The 24,057-nt window shown below is 57.1% G+C and carries 20 protein-coding genes; 11 read left to right on the top strand and 9 right to left on the bottom strand.

What is annotated here, in order from left to right; all coding sequences use genetic code 11:
* Window positions 1-215 precede the first annotated feature (215 nt).
* Together WB402_RS11865 and WB402_RS11860 are read left to right on the top strand one after the other, a co-directional pair.
* The gene (locus WB402_RS11865; RefSeq protein ID WP_424208103.1) at window positions 216-3,707 is read left to right on the top strand and encodes an RHS repeat-associated core domain-containing protein; all 3,492 of its coding nucleotides are present in this window, start codon (window positions 216-218) and stop codon (window positions 3,705-3,707) included.
* Window positions 3,708-4,274: 567 nt separating this feature from the next.
* The gene (locus WB402_RS11860; RefSeq protein WP_424208101.1) at window positions 4,275-4,667 is read left to right on the top strand and encodes a hypothetical protein; all 393 of its coding nucleotides are present in this window, start codon (window positions 4,275-4,277) and stop codon (window positions 4,665-4,667) included.
* A gap of 163 nt (window positions 4,668-4,830) precedes the next feature.
* On the opposite strand, the gene lptG is transcribed toward WB402_RS11860, so the two are convergent.
* Window positions 4,831-5,907: an LPS export ABC transporter permease LptG gene (gene lptG / locus WB402_RS11855; RefSeq protein WP_424208099.1), complete on the bottom strand. Its 1,077-nt coding sequence runs from the start codon at window positions 5,905-5,907 to the stop codon at window positions 4,831-4,833.
* Window positions 5,907-7,004 carry an LPS export ABC transporter permease LptF gene (gene lptF, locus WB402_RS11850; RefSeq protein WP_424208097.1) on the bottom strand — a complete coding sequence of 366 codons (1,098 nt, stop codon included), beginning with the start codon at window positions 7,002-7,004 and terminating at the stop codon, window positions 5,907-5,909. Before lptF ends, lptG begins: the two co-directional genes overlap by 1 nt.
* Before the next feature lie 215 nt (window positions 7,005-7,219).
* On the opposite strand from lptF, the gene WB402_RS11845 reads away from it, so the two are divergent.
* The 5 genes from WB402_RS11845 (at window position 7,220) to WB402_RS11825 (ending at window position 14,453) form a co-directional block, all read left to right on the top strand.
* Window positions 7,220-8,731 (top strand): leucyl aminopeptidase, encoded by a 1,512-nt coding sequence (locus WB402_RS11845; protein WP_424208095.1) that lies wholly within the window; start codon window positions 7,220-7,222, stop codon window positions 8,729-8,731.
* Window positions 8,728-9,177 (top strand): DNA polymerase III subunit chi, encoded by a 450-nt coding sequence (locus tag WB402_RS11840; RefSeq protein ID WP_424208093.1) that lies wholly within the window; start codon window positions 8,728-8,730, stop codon window positions 9,175-9,177. Before WB402_RS11845 ends, WB402_RS11840 begins: the two co-directional genes overlap by 4 nt.
* A 3-nt stretch (window positions 9,178-9,180) precedes the next feature.
* The gene (locus tag WB402_RS11835) at window positions 9,181-10,806 is read left to right on the top strand and encodes a hypothetical protein (protein WP_424208091.1); all 1,626 of its coding nucleotides are present in this window, start codon (window positions 9,181-9,183) and stop codon (window positions 10,804-10,806) included.
* Between the two features lie 113 nt (window positions 10,807-10,919).
* Complete coding sequence (locus tag WB402_RS11830) at window positions 10,920-13,688, top strand: valine--tRNA ligase (protein WP_424208109.1); 2,769 nt, start codon at window positions 10,920-10,922, stop codon at window positions 13,686-13,688.
* Window positions 13,689-13,739: 51 nt separating this feature from the next.
* Complete coding sequence (locus WB402_RS11825) at window positions 13,740-14,453, top strand: FKBP-type peptidyl-prolyl cis-trans isomerase (RefSeq protein ID WP_424208090.1); 714 nt, start codon at window positions 13,740-13,742, stop codon at window positions 14,451-14,453.
* 22 nt (window positions 14,454-14,475) lie between these two features.
* On the opposite strand, the gene WB402_RS11820 is transcribed toward WB402_RS11825, so the two are convergent.
* From WB402_RS11820 to WB402_RS11800, 5 genes are all read right to left on the bottom strand, one after another.
* On the bottom strand, window positions 14,476-14,886 hold the full coding sequence (locus WB402_RS11820) for a hypothetical protein (RefSeq protein ID WP_424208088.1): 411 nt from the start codon (window positions 14,884-14,886) through the stop codon (window positions 14,476-14,478).
* Window positions 14,887-14,911: 25 nt separating this feature from the next.
* A complete protein-coding gene (locus WB402_RS11815) occupies window positions 14,912-15,313 on the bottom strand; it encodes an antitoxin Xre/MbcA/ParS toxin-binding domain-containing protein (RefSeq protein WP_424208087.1) in 402 nt (133 codons plus the stop codon).
* Between the two features lie 142 nt (window positions 15,314-15,455).
* Window positions 15,456-17,036, bottom strand: a complete 1,581-nt coding sequence (locus WB402_RS11810; protein WP_424208085.1) for a peptide chain release factor 3 — start codon at window positions 17,034-17,036, stop codon at window positions 15,456-15,458.
* A 136-nt stretch (window positions 17,037-17,172) separates the two neighbouring features.
* Window positions 17,173-17,379 carry a cold-shock protein gene (locus tag WB402_RS11805; protein ID WP_372521584.1) on the bottom strand — a complete coding sequence of 69 codons (207 nt, stop codon included), beginning with the start codon at window positions 17,377-17,379 and terminating at the stop codon, window positions 17,173-17,175.
* 187 nt (window positions 17,380-17,566) lie between these two features.
* Window positions 17,567-17,824 carry a hypothetical protein gene (locus WB402_RS11800; RefSeq protein ID WP_424208083.1) on the bottom strand — a complete coding sequence of 86 codons (258 nt, stop codon included), beginning with the start codon at window positions 17,822-17,824 and terminating at the stop codon, window positions 17,567-17,569.
* A gap of 149 nt (window positions 17,825-17,973) precedes the next feature.
* Here WB402_RS11800 and WB402_RS11795 point away from each other — a divergent pair, with 149 nt between their 5' ends.
* Entirely contained in the window at window positions 17,974-18,834 is an 861-nt protein-coding gene (locus WB402_RS11795) for a tetratricopeptide repeat protein (RefSeq protein ID WP_424208081.1), read from the top strand.
* Window positions 18,835-18,964: 130 nt separating this feature from the next.
* Window positions 18,965-19,531 carry a tetratricopeptide repeat protein gene (locus WB402_RS11790; RefSeq protein WP_424208079.1) on the top strand — a complete coding sequence of 189 codons (567 nt, stop codon included), beginning with the start codon at window positions 18,965-18,967 and terminating at the stop codon, window positions 19,529-19,531.
* A gap of 102 nt (window positions 19,532-19,633) precedes the next feature.
* On the opposite strand, the gene WB402_RS11785 is transcribed toward WB402_RS11790, so the two are convergent.
* The gene (locus WB402_RS11785; RefSeq protein WP_424208077.1) at window positions 19,634-20,830 is read right to left on the bottom strand and encodes a hypothetical protein; all 1,197 of its coding nucleotides are present in this window, start codon (window positions 20,828-20,830) and stop codon (window positions 19,634-19,636) included.
* 637 nt (window positions 20,831-21,467) lie between these two features.
* Between WB402_RS11785 and WB402_RS11780 the strand changes: the two genes are divergently transcribed.
* Window positions 21,468-22,436, top strand: a complete 969-nt coding sequence (locus tag WB402_RS11780) for a hypothetical protein (RefSeq protein WP_424208075.1) — start codon at window positions 21,468-21,470, stop codon at window positions 22,434-22,436.
* A 10-nt stretch (window positions 22,437-22,446) separates the two neighbouring features.
* Here WB402_RS11780 and WB402_RS11775 read toward each other — a convergent pair whose 3' ends face one another.
* Entirely contained in the window at window positions 22,447-22,971 is a 525-nt protein-coding gene (locus WB402_RS11775) for an NUDIX hydrolase (protein ID WP_424208074.1), read from the bottom strand.
* Between the two features lie 197 nt (window positions 22,972-23,168).
* Between WB402_RS11775 and WB402_RS11770 the strand changes: the two genes are divergently transcribed.
* Window positions 23,169-23,963 carry a M48 family metallopeptidase gene (locus WB402_RS11770; RefSeq protein ID WP_424208072.1) on the top strand — a complete coding sequence of 265 codons (795 nt, stop codon included), beginning with the start codon at window positions 23,169-23,171 and terminating at the stop codon, window positions 23,961-23,963.
* Window positions 23,964-24,057: the final 94 nt, after the last annotated feature.

Here is a 24,057-nt window from a genome sequence, read left to right as displayed (position 1 = left end):
GTGAAGGCATCGAACACAATGCGTCAGGTAGCTGTAAGTACGGGGCGGGTGCTTGTGGTGCTGGCTCAGTTTATTACAAGGTTGTTCAATCAAATTCAGGCGCTACATTAGACCAGACATTTTATGCTGCTGGGATTACGGAAGCTTGTACAGGTTCATGGTATTACGATAATGTCGCTGGCACTTGTACTCAGTGTCCTAGCTCCGGTTGTCTTTTGCCGATTTTACAGGCACAAAAGTCTCTCGGCGCCCCACTCCCCGGCCAGTGCACCGGCAATCCCTGCAACGCTGCCAACGGAAACAAATATCAGTTGGAATCTGATCACCGCAACACTGATTCCACTCCATCATTCACCCGCTCATACAACAGCCAGTTAACAAAGGATATCGGTCTAGGCTTTGGCTGGAGTTCTCCATTCCACAAGCGATTAGAGGTTTCAGGTTCCGTTGTGCAAATCCGTCAAGCCGATGGCCGCGGTGAACCCTTTTCGTGTGCCAACAATGTCTGCACGGGAGATGCCGATACCAAGTTGGTCTTAACGCAGGATAGTTCCGGCTATACACTGACTCATCGAGACAATTCCGCGAAGCACTACAACCTCACCGGCGAGCTACTCTCCGAAACCGATGGTGCCGGTCTCATCACCTCTTACAACTACGACACCAGCGGAAGGCTCGCCACAGTCACGAATACTTTTGGACATACATTTACCTTCGGGTACAACGCCAATAACCATATCTCCACAGTCACCGACTCCGCCGGCAAAGTGATTGGTTACACTTACGACACCAACAACAATTTAACCCGCGTCGACTACCCCGACGCCACTGCCAAGCTCTACCACTACAACGAACCAGCCTTCACCAGCGGCGCCAATTTACCGAATCACCTCACCGGCATCTCCTACGTCGATGGCACGGGAGTTGTGACGCGCTATGCGACCTTCTCCTACGACGCCACCGGCAAGGCCGTCCTCACCCAGCACGCCCAGACGGATAACGGCTCGCCACAGGAAAAATTCGGCCTCACCTACGATGTCCCGGCGGCGAACCTAACCACCGTCACCGACCCCGTAAGCATGCAGGAGGTCATGACCTTTAGTACCAATTTGGGTGTGAAGAACCTTACTTTGAAGGTCAATCAGAGCGACAGCAAATCAGTACAGCAAACCTTCGATGGGAACAACAACCTCACCTGTCGCAAGGACGAGGAGAACCGCGTCACCTTATATAGTTACAACGCCACGAACCAGAAGCTGAGCCTGACCGAGGGCCTGTCGGGCACGGACTGCAGCGCCTGTCTCGCCAACCCCGCCAACTGCAACGTCGGCGGGGTCGGCCGCGTCACGACCTACGACTATCTCTCGCCCACACTCGATCTGCCACGCTTCATTCGCCGCCCGAGCGTGGCCTCCGGCCAGACCTTCGAAACGGAGATCGTCTCTGGCAATACCGGCCATCCGAATCTGCCGACCCAGATCATCCAGCGCGGTTTCACTCCATCCAATGCATCGGTCTCCCGCACCATTAGCTTGGGCTACAACACCTCCGGTCAGGTGAACTCCATCAACGGCCCCCGCACGGATGTTTCGGATATCACCACGCTGGAATATTACGAATGCACCATCGGCGGTGCCTGTGGTCAGTTGAAGAAGGTCATCAACGCCCTCGGCCACATCACCGCCTACGATCTCTACGACGCCAACGGCCGGCTCAAGCAGATGACTGATCCCAATGGCTTAAAGACCAGCTACACCTACGACGCGCGCGGGCGGGTCAAGACCATCAGCCAGACCCTCACCTCGGGGCCTGTGGCACTCACCCAGTACAGCTACACCCCTTGGGGCGATGTCAGCCAGGTGATCGACCCTGATGGTGTGGCACTCAACTATGGCTACGATGCGGCGCATTACCTGCGGACCATTACTGACGGGGCCGGCAACCAGATCCGCTACAAGTACGATCTCAAGGGCAACCGCACTCAGGACTACATGTACGATCCTTACGGCTACCTCACCCGCTCGGTAGCTTACACCTACGATCTGCGCAATCACCCGAACTCGTCCACTCTTGCGAACAACACCACACAGCTCATATACGACGCCGTGGGGAATCTCACGCAAGAGACAGACCCGAACAGCCAAATCACCGCCCACACTCCCGACGCCCTGAACCGTCTGTTCCGAACGGTGGATGCGTTATCAGGGATCACGGGCTACGGCTACGACATTAACGACCGTCCGACGACGATTACTGCTCCCAACAACGCCACCACCCAATATCAATACGATGACCTCGGCAACCGGCTGCAGGAAATCTCACCGGATCGGGGGAAAACGACGTATACCTACGATGCCGCGGGCAACGTGCTCACCGTGACCGATGCCCGGAAAATCACCACCACCTATGCGTATGATGCACTCAACCGGGTGGTGTCGAAGCAGAGTACTGATGCCAGCGCCCCAAGCTATTCCTATGTCTACGACACCTGCTTCAAGGGGCGGCTATGTTATTTCCCCGGGACATTACTCTTCGGCTACGACAGCTTGGGGCGGCTGAATTATCAGCTGGACCTGAATACATTTCTCTACAGCAACTATGTATTCACATCCGCCGGCCGCCTCAGCCACATCGACTACCCGAACAGGGTGGCGGTAGATTACACGTACGATAATGCGGGCCGTGTCAGCCAAATCAGCACCACGACCACCGATGGGGTGACCACGGTGCTCGCCCAGAGCTTTCATTACTATCCCTTCGGCCCTCTGAACAGCTTCAGCTTTGGTAATGGCCAATACTATTTCGAGAACGTGGATCAGGCCTACCGCCCCACCTTCCAACGCAACGGGCCGCGCTGGAAAAACGCCTCCTACGACCCGGCCGGCAATCTCGCGGGATTAAACGACTTTAACGGCACCGCTCAGACCTTCGGCTACGATGCGCTGAACGAGCTCACCTCTGCCGAAGACACCCAGGTCGGCTCCTACGGGAGCCTGGCCTACGATTATCTGAGCAACGGCGTGAGTAACGGCAACCGTCAAAGCGAGACGCGCAATGGCAGCGTCAATACCTACACCTACGCCAACAACACAAATCGACTCGTTTACACCGACAGCCTGTATTTGCTGTCCGATGCCGCCGGCAATACTACTTGGAGCAGCTATACCTACGTCATGGGCTACGACGGTTACGGGCGAATCACCTCGGCGCGGTCGGGGGCAGCCACGTACACCTACGATCCCCTCGATCAGCGCACCAAGAAGATTGCCAGTGGGGTGACCACCCGTTTTGCTTACGGGCCGCAGGGGGAGTTGCTCTATGAGACCGGGAGTGGGGGTAAGGCTTATGTCTATTTAAACGGGATGCCCTTGGCGCGCATTGATGGCGCCAACATCTACTACTACCACACCGATCAGTTGGGGGCGCCGCAGCTGATGACGAACAGTGCCGGGGCGACGGTGTGGAAGGCCAACTATGAGCCGTTTGGGAGTGCCACGGTGACGGTGAGTAGCATTGCCAATAACCTGAGGTATCCGGGCCAGTATTTCGATAGCGAGACGGGACTGCATTACAACATGGCGAGGTATTATGATCCGAAGATAGGGCGGTATATCAGCAATGATCCGATTGGGTTGACGGGAGGATTGAATACCTACAGTTACGTTTATAACAACCCATTAAGTTTCATCGATCCACTCTGGGACTAAAGGTATATCTGACCTCCCACAATATCTCTCCAACAAGCTCATGGCATACAGCCTTATTGTTGGTCCCTGACGATCAACGCGCTTTTGCTGGTAGACCTGGTTTTCTCAAGGGTGGCGCTGGCGACGGACTTGCGAATGGAAAGTGGTATTCGGTTATTAGCTCAGAGCCTGCATCCATGAATCCATACAACCCCGGCAATCTGATTGGAGAACGCAACCGATCCTCCGATTTGCCGAGCAAGAACACTGTCCATCGGGAGGTAACTGCTTCAGGACCACCGACCTATTCGGATGCCTGCAGAGCGAAACCGCCGAGTGATACGGAGTTAATTAACTACTTAATTAATTTCGCGGTTAGCTATGGGAACAATGCCCCGTATGGCTACCCGCGCCGATTTAGTAACACAGGAGAGCTGCCTCCTGATACATATAACTCTCACTCATATACTGCAGGTATCTTGCGTGCAATTAATGCGAGCACAGCTGCTCCATCCGACAATTCATTTCCGGGCTTCGACAGACCGCTGCCTTTAAACTTCTTCAGCTCACCAAAATATTGAGGTGCATATGAAATACACTCTTCCTATCGGCCTTTCAGCCGTCTTGATCGCGATTTGCACGGTTTATCTGTATAAAGCATATGCACTGTCAGACAATGAAGGCGTCGTTTTCGCGATCACTGGTGTTCTCTATGCTGTTTTGTGGTCGGTGGTATTGATCGTCGCTGTGCATGTCGCTTTCCGACTGCTAGGCGCCAGGCCCGTAATATCGCTTTTGCCATCATTGTATTCAATTAGTATTGACCTATGCATCGCAGCTATTGTGATTGCTGTCGTAAATGCAATTACTTCGAAGGCAATCCTGCACTTTTATGTCGACGACCTCTGGGCGTTGTTTTTCGTAGCTGCGGCAGTAGTCATATGGAGGGTAGCTGCTATTACTATGGCGAAAGCACCGTAGCGAATAAATAGGGGACAGGTTCAATATATTCATCGTTACAATTTATTCTGGTAGCGTTTCCCCATGCCCTGTCGCGCCCGCCTCGCCATCCCCGGTATTCCGTGACACATCATTCACCGTGGCAATAACCCGTTAGTCTGTCTCCTATTCTCTACAGAATTTATTACAACCCCCGCGACGCGCGGTACAGCAGGACCAGCGCCAGCGTAAAAAACATCCCGATGGGCAGCAGTGCGCCGGCCACTGGCGGAAGCGCGTACAGCACGCCGAAATAACCAAGGGTCCTATCGACGATGATGAACACCAGTCCGAGCATGATGCCGATGAACACGCGACTGCTCATGCCGCCGCTGCGGATCTGGCGGAAGACAAAGGGCGTGGCCACCAGCATCATGACCATGGTGGCGAGCGGCATGCAGATTTTCTGCCAGAAAACCAGCCGGAAGCTGCGCGTGTCCTGATTGTTCTGCTGCAAATGTCCGATGTAGTAGTCCAACTGCTGTATCGAAAGACTGTCGGGCTGCACCGCGAACACGGAAATTACATCGGGCGTAAGTTCCGAGCGCCAGTCTTCCTTGGCCACGTGGCGCGTCTGCACCGCCTCCTTGCCGACAATAATGCTTTCGCGCACGTCATCGAGCTGCCACTTGTCACCGTCATGCGCCGCGCGGCGCGCCGAGGTTTGCCTGCGCAGATGCGCATTTTTATCAAAATCGTAAATATTCATCCGCAGGAGGCTGAGGTCGGGCAACACCTCGCCGATATTCACGTACGACGCGCCACTCCGCAGCCAGATGCCGGAACTCTTCTGCTGCAGCGCCTTTGACAACGCTTTGGCGCGTCCGGTCTGCGCGAGATTCTCGGAGACCGGCACGACATACTCGCCCACCAGGAAAATGACCGTCGCGAACACAAGCCCGATTTTCATGACGCCGCCGACGATGCGTGCCACCGACACCCCGGCCGCGCGCATCGCGGTCAGTTCGGAATTCAGCGCCAACGTGGACATTCCCATCATCGCGCCGATCAGCGCGGCGATCGGTGACAGATCATAAATCTGTTGCGGCTGTTTCAGGATCACGTACTTGACCAGTGCCAGCGCCCCAAAACTGGCCTTGCCATAATCCTTGAGGCCGTCGATCAAAATAAAAAACACCGCCAGCGCCACCAGCACGTTAAGCACCAGCAAGGTGCTGTAGAGCACGTGGCGCGCGATCAGCCGGTCGAGGAGTGTCAGCATTATCGACGTCCGACCCCGGCGGGCAGGGAGAGCAGCGACCGGTCGTGAGCGCGCTGCCGCAGGAAATACAGAGCCACCAGCGCCATGCCAATGTGCACCCACCACAGCCCCACTGCCGCCGGCATGCGTCCGTTCTGCAGCATGGACTCGCCAATGCCAAGCAGGTTGGAATAGATAAAATAGACCACAATGGCGACAAACAGGTTAGACATCCTGCCGCGGCGCACGTCGGTATAGGCCAACACCACCGCGTACAATGCCAGCACGAACAGCGCGATAGTCTTGCCAAGCCGCCAGTGAAACTCGGCGTTAATGTTACGATCGGCCAGCTGTGTCAGCAGTTTCAGAGTGGGCAGCCCCGCCGCCGGCACCGGCGCCTCGCCGATTTTCTTCGGCACGATGCGCAGGCTATAAACGCTGTATTCCAGAATTCGGTACCCAGCCTCGCCGGGCTCGCCTTCGTAAAGCGTTCCACCTTGCAGGGCAATAAATTTGTCGCCGGTCTTCGGGTCGGTGTAGGGATAGCCCGATTTGGCCACCAGCACGCCCTGCCTGCCCTCCTCCAGGCTGCTGACGAAAATGCCCTGCAGGTTTCCGTTCTCTTCAATCTTTTCGACGTAAACGATCCGCCCCGTCCCCGGCAATTCGAGAAACACGCCGGGAAAAATCGCCGCCGGTTCGGAGCGCTGGGAGATAACGAGCTTGATGTTCTCGATCTGCCGGGTCGCAAATGGCGTGAAATAAAACGCACCCGCCAATGCCAGGGCGCCGAAGACCAGCCCCAGCACCATCACCGGGCGCATGAAATGCATTAGCCCCACCCCGCAAGCGGCCAGCACCGTCATTTCGCTATCACGGTACCAACGCGAGAGCGTCAGCAGGATGCCGAGGTAAAAAGCGAGCGGCAGCAACACATCGAGCTTCGAGAGCGTCTGAAAACCGAGCAGTATGAACACCACTGTCCTGGACTGATCGCCGCGCACCGCGCGCCCTAGCAGAAAGCTCAGGCTCATCAGCACCATGACCACCAGCAATACCAAGCCAATCGCCAGGGTGGTCATGGCGGCCTCCCGGTAAAAGGCACGATTAATGATCAAGGCGGAGTTGCCGTGGGATGTTTTGACAAGGGACGCGCAAACATTGGAAAATGCCGCTCAGAGACCGGTCAGGAGGGCAAGCAATCGAAAACGCCATTTTTTTCCGTACTGTCATCCCTAAGGACTTGATTGCAAAACGGAACCGTAACCCGAAGTCGACAAAAATATACCACATCTTCCGCCGGTGGAGCGGGAAATAAATTCAGGGAATCGGCATGGAATTCATCGTCAAAAGCGGCACCCCCGAAAAACAGCGCAGCAGTTGCATCGTGGCCGGCGTGTTCGAATCGCGCAAACTCTCCACCGTGGCTCACCAGATCGACGCCGTCTCCGGCGGCGCCATCAGCAGCATTCTGCGTCGCGGAGATCTCGAAGGCAAACCAGGGCAATCCCTGCTGCTGCACAATATTCCGAATCTTCCCAGCGAGCGCGTACTGCTCATCGGTTGCGGCAAGGAAAAGGAATTCAACGAAAATCATTATCGCGACGCCACCGCCAAGGCGGTATCGATTCTCAAGGACACCGGCGCCACCGAGGCGACTTCCTATCTCACCGAACTCGACGTCAAAGGCCGCGACATTTCCTGGAAAGTCCGCCAGGCGGTTGAAGTCACGGAAGCGGCTTTGTACCGCTTCGATCAGCTAAAAAGTAAACCGGACAACAGCCGCCGCGCCTTGCGCCGCGTGGTGCTGGCGGTGCCGAAACGCAGCGACCTTGGTCCCGGCGAACGGGCGATACACGAGGGCCAGGCGATCGCGGATGGCATGAAACTCGCGCGCGATCTCGGCAACCTTCCCGGCAACCTCTGCACACCCGCCTACCTCGCCGACCAGGCAACCGAGATCGGCAAGCAATACGGACTCAAGATCACCGTGCTGGAAAAGGACGACATGCAAAAGCTCGGTATGGGCGCGCTGTTGTCGGTCGCGCGCGGCAGCCGTCAGCCGCCGAAACTGATCGTGCTCGAATACGACGGCGGCAAGGAAGGCGAACCTCCCGTGGCGCTGGTCGGCAAGGGACTGACCTTCGACGCCGGCGGCATTTCGATCAAGCCCGCCGCCAACATGGATGAAATGAAATACGACATGTGCGGTGGCGCCTCGGTGCTCGGGGCGGTGAAAGCCGCGGCCGAACTGAAACTGCCGCTCAATATCGTCGGCATCATTCCCAGTTCGGAAAATCTTCCCGATGGCGACGCCAACAAGCCCGGCGACATCGTCACCAGCATGTCCGGCCAGACAGTGGAAGTGCTGAACACCGACGCCGAGGGCCGTCTGATCCTGTCCGACGCGCTCACCTACGCCGAACGCTACAAACCGGCCGTTGTGATCGACATCGCCACCCTCACGGGCGCGTGCGTGATCGCGCTGGGGGCCCATGCCAGCGGGCTGCTCGCCAACAACGACCAACTGGCGCGCGAGATTCTCGGCGCCGGCAAGTACACCCACGACCGCGCCTGGCAACTGCCGCTGTGGGACGAATACCAGAAGCAGCTCGACAGCAATTTCGCCGACATGGCCAACATCGGCGGGCGCGAGGCCGGCACCATCACCGGCGCGTGCTTTCTCGCGCGCTATGCGAAAAACTTCAAATGGGCGCACCTCGACATCGCCGGCACCGCCTGGAAAACCGGCAAGGAAAAGGGCGCGACCGGCCGGCCGGTGCCGTTGCTGGTGCAATTTCTCATCAACCGCGCCCGTCACGACGGGGCGGAAGCGGCGGCATGACGCGCGTCGATTTCTACCTGCTCGACGACGCCACTGAAGGCGGTATAGATGCCGCTGTCTGCAAACTGGCTCACAAGGCCTTCCGTCTCGGCCACCGCGTCTTTATCCTGACCCACGACCACGAAGATGCGCAGCGTCTCGACCGGCTGCTCTGGACCTTCAGCGCCGGCAGTTTCATTCCGCATGGGCTCGCCGCGCGGCCTGCCGACGCCGATCTGCCGGTTCTGATCGGCCAGGATGAACCGCCGGTGGCGCATGATGACGTGCTGATCCAACTCACGTCGCAGGTGCCGGAATTTTTCAGCCGGTTCCAGCGCGTGGCGGAAGTGGTGGACGGCAGCGATGGCGCAAAAACTCATGCGCGCGTGCGCTTCCGCTTCTACCGCGACCGCGGCTATGCACTGCAAACGCACAAAATCAGCGCCGGCGATTTTGTCGAGGCCTGAGCCATGGAAACGACCGATCCGAAATACAAGCACAAGCCCTCCGAAAAACACACGCTCGAAGAAGTCCTGAAATCGCTTCAGGACCTGATTCGCAACGACCTGCTGGATAACAACCAGGCGGAAGCGGAAAAATCCGGCTCGGCTCCGGTCTCTCGCGAGCAGAAACCGCCGCGTGAATCCACTACTCCCGTGCGCGAAGATTTTGCGCCGGTGAACCCCGCCGCGGGTCCGGTCAATCTCGATGCGGTCATGCGTTCCTTGACGGACCTCGTCAGCAATGAACTCAATGTTGGCAACGAACCGGTGGCGGCTGAAGAATTGTCGCCTTCGCCAACCGAAGATCATGAGACGAGTAACAAGCTTGCGGATGAATATGTACCGCTGGACGAGGAGCTGACCTTCGAGGAGTCAGTGGAAATCGTCCCGCCTCCGCTCGCCGCCCCTGCCATGCCGGAGATCCCCAGGGAAATTTCCGCCGAGATGCTCAGTGAACCTGAAGCTGACGTTGCGCCCGCGCCTCCGGCACCGGCACCGGAAATCGAAGCAAACATCGCGCCAGGCACGCAACATCAACTTCTGCTCGAGGAAGCGCCGCTTCCGGCGACCGCGACTGAACCTTCGTCGCCGGATCTGGCGCCAAAACTGGAAATCGAGCCGGAGACGAAGACGGATGGCATCGTGCAGGAAATAACGCAGGATACCGCGATGCAGAACTCTCCGGAGGTATCTGGCGATGCGCTGCCCACCATCGAGGTGGAAGAAAGCTTCGACGAGAGCGCCTACTTCGCGGCCGAGGCAAAACAGGCGGAAGCTGCCTCGACCGATACACAGGAAACTCAGGAAATCATCTTATCTGCGATCGAGGCTTCTCTGGAGCCGGAAATGACACCGCCCGCGAGCGACGAAGCACAGCTACCCGTGGAGATACCCGCTCCCGCATCGGAACCGGCTTCCGGCAAACGGGAAATCAACCTGGAAATCGCTGACGAGCCAGCCACGGATAATGTACTGAATATTCCTTCGGTGGACTTCGATGCCGTCGAATTCGAGTCGCCGCGCGAAGAAGCAGCGCCGCTTACCCCAGCCATTGAAACATCCGTGTCGTCCGATGAAGCAGCGTCGGTCATGACCGATGACAGCTTGGCGCAGGAAATAACGCTTGATCCCGGGCCCTTGGAAATACTGTCGCCGTCAGAGGAAACACAGTCAGGCACAGCATCCGAAGCGGAAGGAGTGCGACAGGGAAGTCGCGTTCACGGACCTGAGGATGGAAAAATCCCGGCCAAGGAAACAACTCCTCCCGCCACGGGTGAAACGCATGCAACGGCACCGGTCGCGGAACCCGCCACGCCGGAGACAACGGAATCCATCGATCTCGACGATATTCCAGTACTGCGCGAAGTGGTCGCACCGCCCGCCGGCAGCTCGCTGACCGGCGAACCGGTGTCACCGGCAACAGAACCACCGTTACCGGCGCCGGACCGCGCCCGCGATATCGTGGTCCGGGCCGTGGCCAAGCTCAATGTCGAGATGCGGAAGCACGGCGGAACCGGTCTCGACACCAAAACCATCCTTCGATTACAGCAGTTGATACGCCGGGAGCTGGAGAAAGACGGAGAAAAAAGTTAGAAGTGAAATATGGCGCGTAAGCCATTAGAATCTCGCCCGTTTTAACACTCACAGTAGCAATGAGCCAGAAACCCCAAAACCCGGCAGACGGGTCGCCGTCTGCCGATAGCACCCTGAGCAAATCCTACGATCCGCATGCAATCGAGCAGCGCATCTATGAGGCCTGGGAACGCGCTAGCGATTTCGCTCCCACCGGCCAGGGAAAACCTTACTGCATCATGATCCCGCCGCCCAACGTCACGGGTAGCCTGCACATGGGTCACGCGTTCCAGGACACGCTCATGGACACGCTCATCCGATACCACCGCATGCAGGGCGACAACACCCTGTGGCAGGCGGGCACTGACCACGCCGGCATCGCCACCCAGATGGTGGTCGAGCGCCAGCTCGAGGCCGAGGGAAAAACGCGCCACGATCTCGGGCGCGAGGAATTCTTAAAGCGCGTGTGGAAGTGGAAGGCCGAATCCGGCGGCACGATCACGCGCCAGTTGCGGCGCATGGGCGCCTCGCTCGACTGGTCGCGCGAGCGCTTCACCATGGACGATGGCCTGTCACACGCCGTCACCGAAGTCTTCGTGCGGCTGCACGAGGAAAGCCTGATCTACCGCGGCAAGCGCCTGGTCAACTGGGACCCGGTGCTGCACACCGCCGTATCCGACCTCGAAGTCGTCTCGGAAGAGGAAGCCGGCCATCTGTGGCATATCCGTTACCCCATCGCGGGCACCAAAGAACATCTCGTCGTCGCCACCACACGCCCCGAAACCATGCTCGGCGACGCCGCCGTGGCGGTACATCCGGAAGATGAACGCTACAAGCACCTGATTGGAAAAATGGTGGAACTGCCGCTCACCGGCAGAAAGATTCCGGTCATTGCCGACGAATATGTGGACAAGGAATTCGGTTCCGGTTGCGTCAAAATCACCCCGGCGCATGATTTCAACGACTACGAAGTCGGCAAACGTCACAACCTGCCACAGATCAACATCTTTACCATTGACGCGCGCGTCGAACTACCTGGCTCGCCCTATCACGGGCTCGACCGATTCAAGGCGCGCAAACAGATCGTCTCTGACCTCGAAGCCCGGAATCTGCTCGAAAAGGTCCAGGAACACAAACTCATGGTCCCGCGCGGCGACCGCACCGGCGCCGTGGTCGAACCTTTTCTGACCGACCAGTGGTACGTAAAGGTAGCTCCGCTGGCCGCCGAGGCGATCAAGGCCGTTGAAGGCGGACGCATAAAATTTGTCCCGGAAAACTGGACCAAGATCTATTACGAATGGATGCGCAACATTCAGGACTGGTGCATCTCGCGCCAGATCTGGTGGGGCCATCGGATTCCGGCGTGGTACGACGAGGCCGGCAAAGTTTACGTTGCGCGCACCGAGGCCGACGCGCGCGCCCGATTCAAACTGGCGCCGACCGTCGCGCTCAGGCAAGACGAGGACGTGCTCGATACCTGGTTCTCTTCAGCGCTATGGCCGTTCTCCACGCTCGGCTGGCCGGAGCAGACGAAAGCGCTGAAAACCTTCTACCCCACGAGCGTGCTGGTCACCGGCTTCGACATCATTTTCTTCTGGGTCGCGCGCATGATCATGATGGGTCTCAAGTTTACCGGCGAGGCACCGTTCCACGAGATTTACATTCACGGCCTTGTGCGCGACGCGCACGGCCAGAAAATGTCAAAGTCCAAAGGCAACATCCTCGACCCCATCGATCTCATCGACGGCATTGATCTGGAATCGCTGGTCGCCAAGCGCACGCGCGGCCTGATGCAACCGCAGATGGCGAAGAAAATCGAACAAGCCACGCGCAAGGAATTCGCCAGCGGCGTTCCCGCCTACGGCACCGATGCCTTGCGTTTCACGTTCGCGAGCCTCGCTACCCAGGGACGTGACATCAAGTTCGATCTCGGCCGTATCGACGGCTATCGCAATTTCTGCAACAAGCTGTGGAACGCGGCGCGTTACGTGCTGATGAACACAGAGGGACATGACTGCGGACAACATGGCGGGGCGATGGAGCTAAATGTCGCCGACCGCTGGATTATTTCGCGCCTGCATGAGGTCGCGGCCGATGTGGAAACCGCATTCAGGGATTACCGCTTCGACCTCGCGGCGCAGGCGATCTACAGCTACGTATGGCATGAGTATTGCGACTGGTATCTGGAGCTGTCGAAGGTCGTGCTGACCGACGCCAAGAGCCGGCCGGAACAGTTGCGCGGCACGCGCCACACCCTGGTACGGGTGCTCGAAACCCTGCTGCGAATGTTGCACCCCATCATGCCCTTCATCACCGAGGAAATCTGGCAGCGCGTGGCGAAACTGGCTGGCAAAACCGGCACCACCATCATGCGCGAACCCTACCCCCATCCTCAAGCAGATAAAATGGATCCAGCCGCCGCCGAGGAAATGCGCTGGGTCATGGCCGTGATTGCGGGCGTGCGCAATATCCGCGGCGAAATGGACATCTCGCCCGGCAAACCCCTGCCGCTGCTGGTACAGGATGGATCGGCGGCCGATAAAAAATATCTGGATGCCCAGCGCCATTATCTCGTCGCGCTTGCCAGGGCCGAATCCATCGTTTGGATCGAGACGGGCCAGGAAGCGCCTGAATCGGCCACGGCGCTCATTGGTCACATGAAGCTGCTGATCCCACTCGGCTCGTTGATCGACAAGCAGGCGGAGTTGGAACGGCTGAGCAAGGAAATGGAAAAAATCGAGAGAGACCTGTCCAAGGCAAAAACCAAACTGGCCAATCCGGATTTTGTCGCGCGCGCGCCGAAAAACGTGGTCGAGCAGGAAAACCAGCGCGTGCAGCAATTCGAAACCGCGCTGGCCAATCTGAGCAGCCAACGCTCCAAAGTTGAGGCATTGCCGGGCTGAAGCCGGCCATGTATCGTTTCCCCGCCATTTACAATTATTTAAGGAGTCACAATGAAATCCGGTTTACTGATTTGCCTTATCACCCTTTCTCTGTCCATGAGCGCTTTTGGAAAAGAGCCGGCGGGATTGAAATCCGACAAGCAGAAATTCAGCTACACCGTGGGCTTTCAGATCGGTCAGAACCTCAAGCGTCAGAAACTCGATCTCGATAACAAAGCCTTTGCTCAGGGTGCGCAGGACGCAATGTCCGACGCCCAACCCCGTCTCAAAGCCGAAGAAATGCAGGCGGCGATTCAATCCCAGCAAAAAAAGGAAATGGAAAAACAGGAGGTTCAAATGAAAAAAAATCTGGAAGCCGGTCAGGCTTTCCTTGAAGCCAACAAGAAAAAGGAGGGCGTGGTTACACTACCTAGCGGATTGCAATATAAAATCATTACCGAAGGCACAGGCAAGCAACCCAAATCCACCGATACGGTGGTCGCCCATTACCGCGGCACATTGATCAACGGCACCGAGTTCGACAGTTCCTACAAGCGCAATGAGCCAGCCACCTTTCCGGTCGCCGGCGTGATCAAAGGCTGGCAGGAGGTGCTACCGTTAATGAAAGAAGGCGCCAAATGGCAGGTATATATTCCGGCAGAACTCGCCTACGGGCCTCGCGGCGCCGGCGACGTCATCGGCCCGAACGAAGTGCTGGTCTTCGATATCGAACTGGTTTCGGTAAAAAGTGAAGCGGAAGGAAAGGGAAACAAGGAAAGCAAATAAAATTAAGGGGCTGTCATTTCCATCATCGCCGGCGTTTGAGCTTGTAGGAGGTCATATCCTCCACAAACGCCTGGCAGGGGATGGCGTCGAGACCGCCGTGTTTCCCAATAGCTTGGCCGACCAGGCCATGGATATTCTTTATAGCGGCTGATTCGTCCGTACTATCTCCTTGCAGTCGCTGTAACCCGAGCAGGCCGCCGAATTGGATCTTCACCAGCACGCTGTGCGGCATGCTGAGGAGGTCGTCCTCCACGCCGAATGCCGGCAAGGCAGTTTGTTTCATCCGCTGGAACAGCTTTTCGCACTGTTGATGGGCTTCGTCCGAGGCGCAGACGACATCCGGCCCGCCGCGGCGGGTCACCTGCGCTCCTTTCTCGCAACCGAATTGGCTGGTCACCAGCGTGTTGCTGAAGGCGCATTTGTATTCTTCCATGCGTATTTCCTGGCCCGCCAGGTTCCTATTTCGTCTGGCTGGCGGAACCGCTGATGTGCCAGTCGTAGGCACAGTCGAGGTGCGTACGCACCGCCATGATGCCGTTCAGACCGTCTTCGAGCATCGCGGCAAGCGGCGTGCGGTTGTCGAAACGGTGATTGATCCTGTTCATCCAGATCGAGGCCATATAGGCGTTGCGCGGATAGGACGTACGCAGAGCGTCGGCAATGCCGACCAGATGCTCGATGCGTTCCATCAGGCCGGCATCCTCCGGAAACGGTGTACTTTTGCGAAACTGCCGGATCGCCCCCGGGCGCGTGCCTGCCGGCAGCGCCAGCAAGGTAATCTGATTGGCGGCACTGACACCCCAGCTGTCGAGCATGTTAATGATCGCGCGCGTGACCGTGACACGATCTTCGAGATTCATTTTTTCCGCCAAGGAACACCTCGTTCCGGAATGCCAGCTGGAGTACGGCGGCAGTACCGCCAAAGCGGCAATGGTAAATTGTGCTGCTCAGCGCTGTAAACGCACATAATTCGTAATGACATCCACCTGACAAGACCGCCGGTTAATGCTCGCGCGTCGCGAGAAAGCGAATCTGCGGCCAGCGCTCCATCGTGAGCTGGAGATTGACCAGGGTCGGCGCCAGGTAGGTAAGATTACCGGCGCGGTCGAGGGCCAACCGCAGTTCGCTGTTTTTGCGGAATTCCTCGAGCTTTTTCGAATCGTCACATTCCACCCAGCGTGCGGTCACTACGTCGATCGTGTCGTAGGTGCACTCCACGCCGTACTCATGCTTCAGGCGATAGGCCACGACGTCGAATTGCAGCGCGCCGACCGCCCCAAGGATGAGGTCGTTGCTGACAAGCGGCCGGAAAATCTGGGTCGCGCCCTCCTCGCTCAGCTGGTCCAATCCCTTCTGCAAGGCCTTCATGCGCAGGGGGTCGCGCAACAGCACGCGCCGGAATAGTTCTGGAGCGAAATACGGAATACCGGTGAATTTGAGATCTTCACCCTCGGTGAAAGTATCGCCGATCTGAATCGTCCCATGGTTGTGAAGACCGATGATGTCACCGGAGTAAGCGGAATCCACCTGCTCGCGTTCGCGCGCCATGAAGGTAATGGCATTGGCGATCTGCACGTCGCGATCCAGCCGCACCTGATGCATCTTCATGCCCTTGGAGTATTTGCCCGAGGTAATGCGGAAAAAAGCGATACGGTCGCGGTGCTTGGGGTCCATGTTCGCCTGAATCTTGAAGACAAACCCGGTGAACGGGGCTTCATCCGGACCGACGACGCGCGTCGTGGATTCGCGCGGACATGGCGGCGGTGCATACTGGATGAAGTTGTCGAGCAGTTCACGCACGCCGAAATTGTTAATGGCCGAACCGAAAAACACCGGCGTCTGCTCACCGCGCAGGTACTGCCCGGGATCGAATTCATGGCTGGCGCCCTTGACGAGCTCGATTTCCGCACGCAGTTCGGAGGCCTGTTCTCCGAGCACGGCGTCCAGTTCAGGATTGTCCAGGCCGCGGATCACCACGCCCTCCTGAATCTTTCCACCGTGCTGCGGGCTGAAGAAATGCACGCTGTCATCGGTCAGATGATAGACGCCCTTGAAACGCTTGCCGCTGCCGATGGGCCAGGTCACCGGCGCGCAACGGATTTTAAGAACTGTCTCCACCTCGTCCATGAGTTCGATGGGCTCACGGGACTCGCGGTCGAGCTTGTTGATGAACGTCATGATCGGTGTATGCCGCAGGCGGCAGACTTCCATCAGCTTGATGGTGCGCTCCTCCACGCCCTTGGCGCCGTCTATTACCATCAGCGCCGAGTCCACCGCGGTCAGCGTGCGATAGGTATCCTCGGAAAAATCCTCGTGACCCGGCGTGTCGAGCAGATTGACGATGCAGTTCCTGTACGGGAACTGCATGACCGACGAGGTCACGGAAATTCCGCGTTGCTTCTCGAGCTCCATCCAGTCGGAGGTGGCGTGCCGGGCCGCCTTGCGACCCTTGACCGAGCCCGCGAGCTGGATGGCGCCGCCAAATAACAGCAGCTTTTCGGTGAGCGTGGTCTTCCCCGCGTCGGGGTGGGAAATAATCCCGAAGGTGCGCCGCCGCGCGATCTCCTGATTCAGCTCAGACATGTTGGATGTGGAAAAGTGAAAAAATCAAACGCGCGATTATACAAAAAACCAAAAAACTGCGGAGCGGTACGATCTGTCCCGTAAAAAAGAAACCCCGCTTGGGGCGGGGCTCCTTAAGGACGGCTTGAAAACAGCTTCAGCCTTCGACGACGACCTTGGTCGCTTGCATGCCTTTCGGTCCCTTCTGGGACTCGAAGCTCACGCTCTGCCCTTCCGCCAAGGACTTGAAGCCACTACCCTGGATGACGGAATGATGCACGAAGACATCTTCACCGCCGTCCTGAGGTTTGATAAAGCCAAAACCCTTGGAATCGTTGAACCACTTTACTGTACCAGTACGCATTAAAATAACCTCGAAAATTGACTAAGAAAGTTTGCGATGCAGCGCGTGAAAGGAATTTGCGGAAGATACCTGTAGAGGAACTACCGAAATGTCTGACATGTACTGCAACAAAACCACTATAGCCGATAGTCGGCCGGAATACTAGAGATAGGGGGCCGCCCGACCCGGCCGGGCCAGCGGCACGGCTTCAGTCGCCGGGCCAGAAGGCACGCAGCCGGATGCGCCCGCGCATCGGAAAATCCAATATACCGCGATGACGGCGTACCTCACGCAGGTAAAGTTTGGCGGCCCGGAACCCCAGCCGGAACGAGCGCCGGAAGTATTCAATTTCTGTCAGATGACCGCCCTGAAGGGCATGCTTGAATCCCTCTTCGAACCGGCCCGCCCGTACGTCGCGGGGGATCTTCAGACCGACATCGCGCGGGGTTGGATAGCTGTGGCGCATGATTGCCTCACGTCGGGTGACCTATACCCAAATATAGACCGCCGTGGCGGTAAATGTTTCCTCCTGTATTGCAGCCGGGTCTTGTTATTGCCGCGGGATAAATCCATAGTTTGAACTACAGACTCCGATAAACCGGTCGTGCCTTGAACATGGGTCTATCCCCTTATGTTTTTGACGCCAGCGTAGAAAATTTCCGCACGCTGGTTCTGGAAAATTCCGACAAAGGCCCGGTGCTGGTGAACTACTGGTCACCGCGCGCGGGGCCCTGCCTGATGCTGATGCCGCGACTAGTCCGGCTCGCCACCGAATTCAGCGGACGGTTTCTGCTGGTCATGCTCAATACCGACGAACTCGGACAACTCGCGCACGAACACGGCGTGGCCAGTATTCCTACGTTAAAAGTATTCCGTCGCGGTCAAGCGGTGGATACCTTGCGCGGCGCAGAGTCGGAGACGGTGTTGCGGGAATTCATCACTCGACACGTCGCGCGCGAGGCTGATGCCAAGTACACTGCGGCGATCCTGGCTTACCAGCGCGGCGACCTCGACCAGGCCGTGACTCAGGCGGCGGAAGCGGCGTTGGCCGAACCGGATAATCCGCGCTTGGCGCTAGATCTGGTGAAATTGCTGATTTTGCAGCGGCGTTATGCGCAAGCCGATGGTCTTCTTGAATCGCTGCCGGCTGAAACCCGCGATCTCCCGGAGGTCCGCCATTTGTCCGCGCATGTGAATCTCATCCGCAGCGCCCAGGACGCCCCTCCACCCGAAACGCTGATGAAATCCATCGACGCCGACCCAGACGATCTCGAAGCGCGATATCGCCTGAGTGCCATCATGCTTACCCAGGATGAATACGAGATGGCTATGATGCAATTGCTGGAAATCATCCGCCGTGACAACGCTCATCATCAGGCAAGCCGCGACGGCCTGCTCGCTATATTTTCCTTGCTGGGTGAAGACGACGAACGCGTGCACCGTTACCGCACTCTGCTTAACAAGATCACTCACTAAACGGCCAAGGCCCGATCCCCCTCCTTCTGCTGAGGATTAATTCATTCTGGCGGACGAAACTGTCCGTTTGTCGGCCGCATAACATACCCCGGGATGCGGCATCGTCTATATATAGAAAATAAGGACAGTAATGGGAAATACCGGGGGGTGCTCCATGTCAGTCAGATATTTACGTTATTGGTTATTCATATTCCTGTTAATGACAGGTATTCCCGTGAAGGCGGCCGGCCTCGACGATGCCGATGAGCGCCTGTTCCGTGTGCAACTTGCCATGGCAGAGAAAGGCGATGTACGCGCCCAGTATTTTCTCGGGGAAATGCATGAGCAGGGATTGGGAACCCAGCAGAATATTGGCGAAGCCTTCAAATGGTATGAAAAAGCCGCGGAGAAGGGCGATACCTGGGCCAAACGAAAACTGGCGCATCGGGCGGAAATCGAGGCGAGCGTGAAAAAGGATCAGATGGATCAGGCGGTTGAGCATCTGAAAACAGCTCCAGCGCCGGAAAACCTGAAAAAAACTCAAAATACCGCCAACAGAGGCCGCGTCACGATGACAGCAAATGTCATGGCCAAGACAGTCGACGCCACCGATGAGGCCGAAAAGATCAAGGCGGCGGAAAGGGAGAAGCGCCGTGCTGCGGTTCGCGCCATCATTCAGGAGCGTATTCGCCATCCCGCCGGCGGGCTGTTCGAATAGCCGTTTGGTTATTCGGCGGAATACAGCAGAGCTATAGGCGGATCAGGAATTTGCGAGGACTCGGCTCACGATAAGCTTTTCATGATGCGGGAAACAGGAACATCAGCTCGCAGCATCGCGACGCGATAGCGCTGTCCCGCCCCTGACGATTTCATCGATCAGCTTGTCGTCAATCCACAGAAATGCCACGCGCGTAAAAGCGGATACGGTGTACATGCGGGGTTTCAGGAATGAGATTGGATTGCTCGCGGTGGGAGTCCCACCGTCGACGAATTTTTCCACCCCGTCGGCTGCCACCAGTTTCACCGTGCCATCGAGCAGATAAAGATTCGTGGAATCGCTGGTACCGCGCTCAAGCAGTTGGGTCCCCGGCGGCACCTTGTAGATGAGGGATTGGCCCGCGATCGCTTCGAGTTTGTCATGATCCAAGTCGCGAAATCTGGCAAAGATCTTCAGCGCCATCGGGTCAGCCGGCTCGGGTTGACCGACCAGTGATGCAGCGATGTTCTTGATCAGCGCTGTGACGGCCGGATTGTTTGACCCACCCTTGCCACCGGCACCTGCTGAATCCAGCGTCACTTTCCGTTCCATCCGTTTGTCAACGCCGTCATAGTGGCCGTCGCCGTCGGTTTCTCCGACAGTCTGTGCATTCTTCCGAATGTCGTCGATCAGCGTGAAATCGGAGGATTTGCGCATGCCTTTCTTAACGGCTCCCTGATAAATCTTGTCCTTCAGTATTGTGATTTCATTTGTATCGCGTCTTCCCATCGGAATGGCGGCCAGCAGATTTAGCACCTCCACAACGGGAGTCTCCCGGTCGGTCGACGTGGTCGGTCTATCCAGAATGGACGCGTAATCGTTCAGTGTGGCATTGCGGTCGTACAGCACCGGACAAAAAACCGGCATTCCGGGATTCGAGCCATCTTTGTAATCGAGAAATAGCTCCATACCGAGGAAAATACTCTTTTCCTGATTTTTTTTCTGGAAAGCAGTCAGATCCTTAGCAGTAGTCATTCCGGTCACCGGATACAGCCGGCGTAAGATATGTTTCTCGAGCAGCAGGGTATCGGAACCCCAAGGACGTTTCTCGTGAGTCCGATGGATGATGGCCAGACGAAAATTTCCCTGCGCCGGATTCTGCAAATAAGCCATGAGATAACGGCGGTTGTAGTCGATGAAGGTCTTGGTAAGTTTGGCGTCGCGGACAAATTTTTTATCCTGACCGTAGAAGCCAAGCTCACCTTCAGGTGTCAACGTATAGAACCCGACCAAGCCGGGAAATGTTTCAATGTGACTCATCGCTCGCTTCTTGCCAAATCTATGTATTTTCAACGATCTCAGTGTGTTATCTAAAGATAGATGAATGCAGGAAACATGCCAGAAACAGCAATACCGCCGCCCGTTAGTCACGTGCCGCAATGTGGAACACTCTGACAAACAAGGGAATTTCAGCACTAACCATCTGTCTCACGACTATGAGGCTGCTCGCTATCATTGGCGTTGGCGGGCCGGTCCGGTACAAAGGGCGCCACTGCCTTGATACATCCGCAGACAGGGAACTATCCACAAAAATGCCGGCGAGCATGGTCACGGCGATATTGCAGGGCTGCACCATCGGCCACTCGACGCGGTTAAATAAACTGAATCGCCTCATTAAACTCAAGTCGCGATCGACGCGGATGGAACCGGGGTATATCGCCATAACCGATGGCGCAGCTGAAGCTGGATTACACTTTTCCGTCCAGAGTGAATTCAGCGTCCAGTTATTCGTTCTCCATCACTATGATGACAACTACTCGAGCGCTCATGAATTTATTCACATTGCCGACATCAAGGGAGGGCTTATAGCGTTCATTTTCTCGCTGCCAGCGTACGAATCCCAAGCGTGCGGGAGTATAATAGTCAATTGACAACGCCTGAATCGAAAAGGAACCCCATGTCGTCCATCCAGCAGGCCATCCTGGCCAAAAAGGCCGCACTGGCCGAAGTCATCAGTGAACCCATGGCGAAACTCGGCGAGCGTTGCGTCGAGATCTGGCCTGACGCCGACGCGCTCGACCGTCTCCTGCACATAGCCATCGGGACTATTCCCCATTGCCATCTTCTCTATGCCTGGGATATCAACGGCATCGAGGTCTCGTCCATGGTGCAAGCGAGCGGTACCGATCCTTCCTGGCGCGGACGCGATCTGTCGCTGCGGCCCTATCTGAAAAATCACCTGCCGTTCAAAGGCGTGATGCTCTCGTCCGTATACATGAGCCAGTACGTTCCCAAGCAATGCATTACAGCGCTGCAGGCCGTCAGCAAGGACAATCGGCTGCTCGGCTTCATCGCCGCCGATTTCGCTCTCGCCGATCTCATTCAGGACACACGCCTGAGCCCACCACCGATGCGTTGGCAGCAGTTCCGCGGCGATCCGGCGGTGCGCGGGACGGTATTCATGCAGGAGCGCGCGCCTAGCCTGCTGGACAAGCACATCGACCAGGTGCTCGATCTCATTCACCGCCTCATGTCGCACCACGGCGTGTTTCACAGCAAAATCCATTTCTCGAGCGGACGTTGCTCACTGTGGCTGTTCGACGATCCTTACAACTACCGCCTGCACAATATCGACGAAATCATCAATCCGGATATCTGCCTTGCCTACCCCGTCTGTTCCTATCCGGCAAACGCTAAGGTTTCGCCAACTCAGGTTCGCCAGGTGCTGGACGAATTCAAGTCGCTGCGCTTTGCCGATGAAACAATCTACCTGCGATCCAGTTCCATCAACATCATGAACGGTCTGGTGGGGCTCACTTTCTCCTGCGACGGTTCGCACTACATGTCGGCTGGAGAATTTCTGGAAAAAGACCTGTCCTTCTGGCTGGGCTCGCTCAACGTCCAGCAGGTGGAAGCGGCCACCTGACCCGAATTTTTCAGGAAAGTCTGGCAATTTTCCCGGCGCGGAACAGCCCAACCAGCGTTTTAGCGTCCGTAATTTCATTGGCCTGCGCCCAGGCTATCGCCTCCGTGAACGGAATCCAGTGGACCTCGATAATCTCATGCATCTCCGTATTGGGCGTCACCTGTATGAGATTCCGCGCCAGAAAAAGATACACTATTTCAGTGAATACGCCGGGTGAACTGACGATTTTTCCCAGCGGCTCCCACTGGCCGGCGCGCAGGCCCGCCTCCTCTTCCAGTTCACGCCGCGCGGTATCCAAGGGCGGCTCGCCCGCATCCAGCTTGCCGGCAGGCAGTTCCCACAACCAGCCACCGGCCACGTGCCGGTACTGCCGCAGCAAGCAGACACGATTCTCATTATCGAGTGCCACCACGGCAGCGCCTCCGGGATGGCGGACGATCTCAAGCTCAGCCACTGCCCCGTTCGGAAGCGTGACTCTTTCCAGATAAAGGTCGATGATTTTTCCGCTGTAAACAGTCGTTTTATTGTCTTCCATGGTTCATCTCCCCGGAATCGATAGTGCCTGTCGACATCGCATTCTAGCGTAATCGCGGCGCGGGTTCGCCGCCGGACAAGTGTTAGGCGCCCTGGAAAGTTGCAGGTAAAATCAACGAAAATTCACCTTTGGCTGGATGGAATCATCGGGAAATTTTCACGCAATATCGCATCAAAGTGATGCTACGGATGAATAATATGACATACCGCACAACCATGGCGCTTCTGTTCGTCTCCCTGCTCGCAAGCGGTGTGCTTGCCGGCTGCACCACCGTACCCGAAACCGGACGCTCGCAACTGCTCCTGGTCAGTCCCGCCGAAGAAATGCAACTCGGCTTCACGGAGTTCGAAAAACTCAAAAAATCGGTGCCGATCTCCAAGGATCCGGCGGCGAACGCCCAACTGCAGCGTGTGGGTCAGCGCATCGCCGCGGTGGCACCGCTGCGTAATGCACGCTGGGAATTCGTGCTGTTCGACAAACCCGATGTGCCCAATGCGTTCTGCCTGCCGGGTGGAAAAGTCGGGGTTTACAGCGGCATCCTGCCCATCACCAAGGACGATGCCGGGCTCGCTACCGTCATCGGCCACGAAGTGGCGCATGCGGTCGCGCGCCACGGCGCGGAACGCATGTCCGAAGGCCTGCTAGTCCAACTCGGCGGACAAATCCTGGAACAGGCGGCACTCGGACAGTCGGAAGCCAGCCGTGTCGCGTTGCAACAGGCCTATGGCATCGGGAGCACGCTCGGCGTGGCGCTCCCTCATTCACGCGCGCAGGAATTGGAGGCCGATCACCTCGGCATACTGTACATGGCACGCGCCGGATATGAGCCGCGTGAAGCGCTGGCGTTCTGGAAACGTTTCGCTGAATACAACCAGAAGCATGGAGGCGGGAAACAAATCGAGTTCCTCAGCACCCATCCGCTCGACGATCAGCGCATTCGACAGATCGAGGGCCTGATCCCGCAGGCAGAAAAGGAATACCGCAAGCCCTAGACATTCGTTTTCCGGCATACCGGGCCAAAAAACACTTACGCTATTTCCTTATTTTTTGTCAGATTGAATTGCCATTCCGTTGCCCCATAATCTG

This window comes from Sulfuricaulis sp., from assembly GCF_049587675.1.
Classification (GTDB): domain Bacteria; phylum Pseudomonadota; class Gammaproteobacteria; order Acidiferrobacterales; family Sulfurifustaceae; genus Sulfuricaulis.
This window is presented reverse-complemented; position numbering and strand designations above follow the sequence as displayed.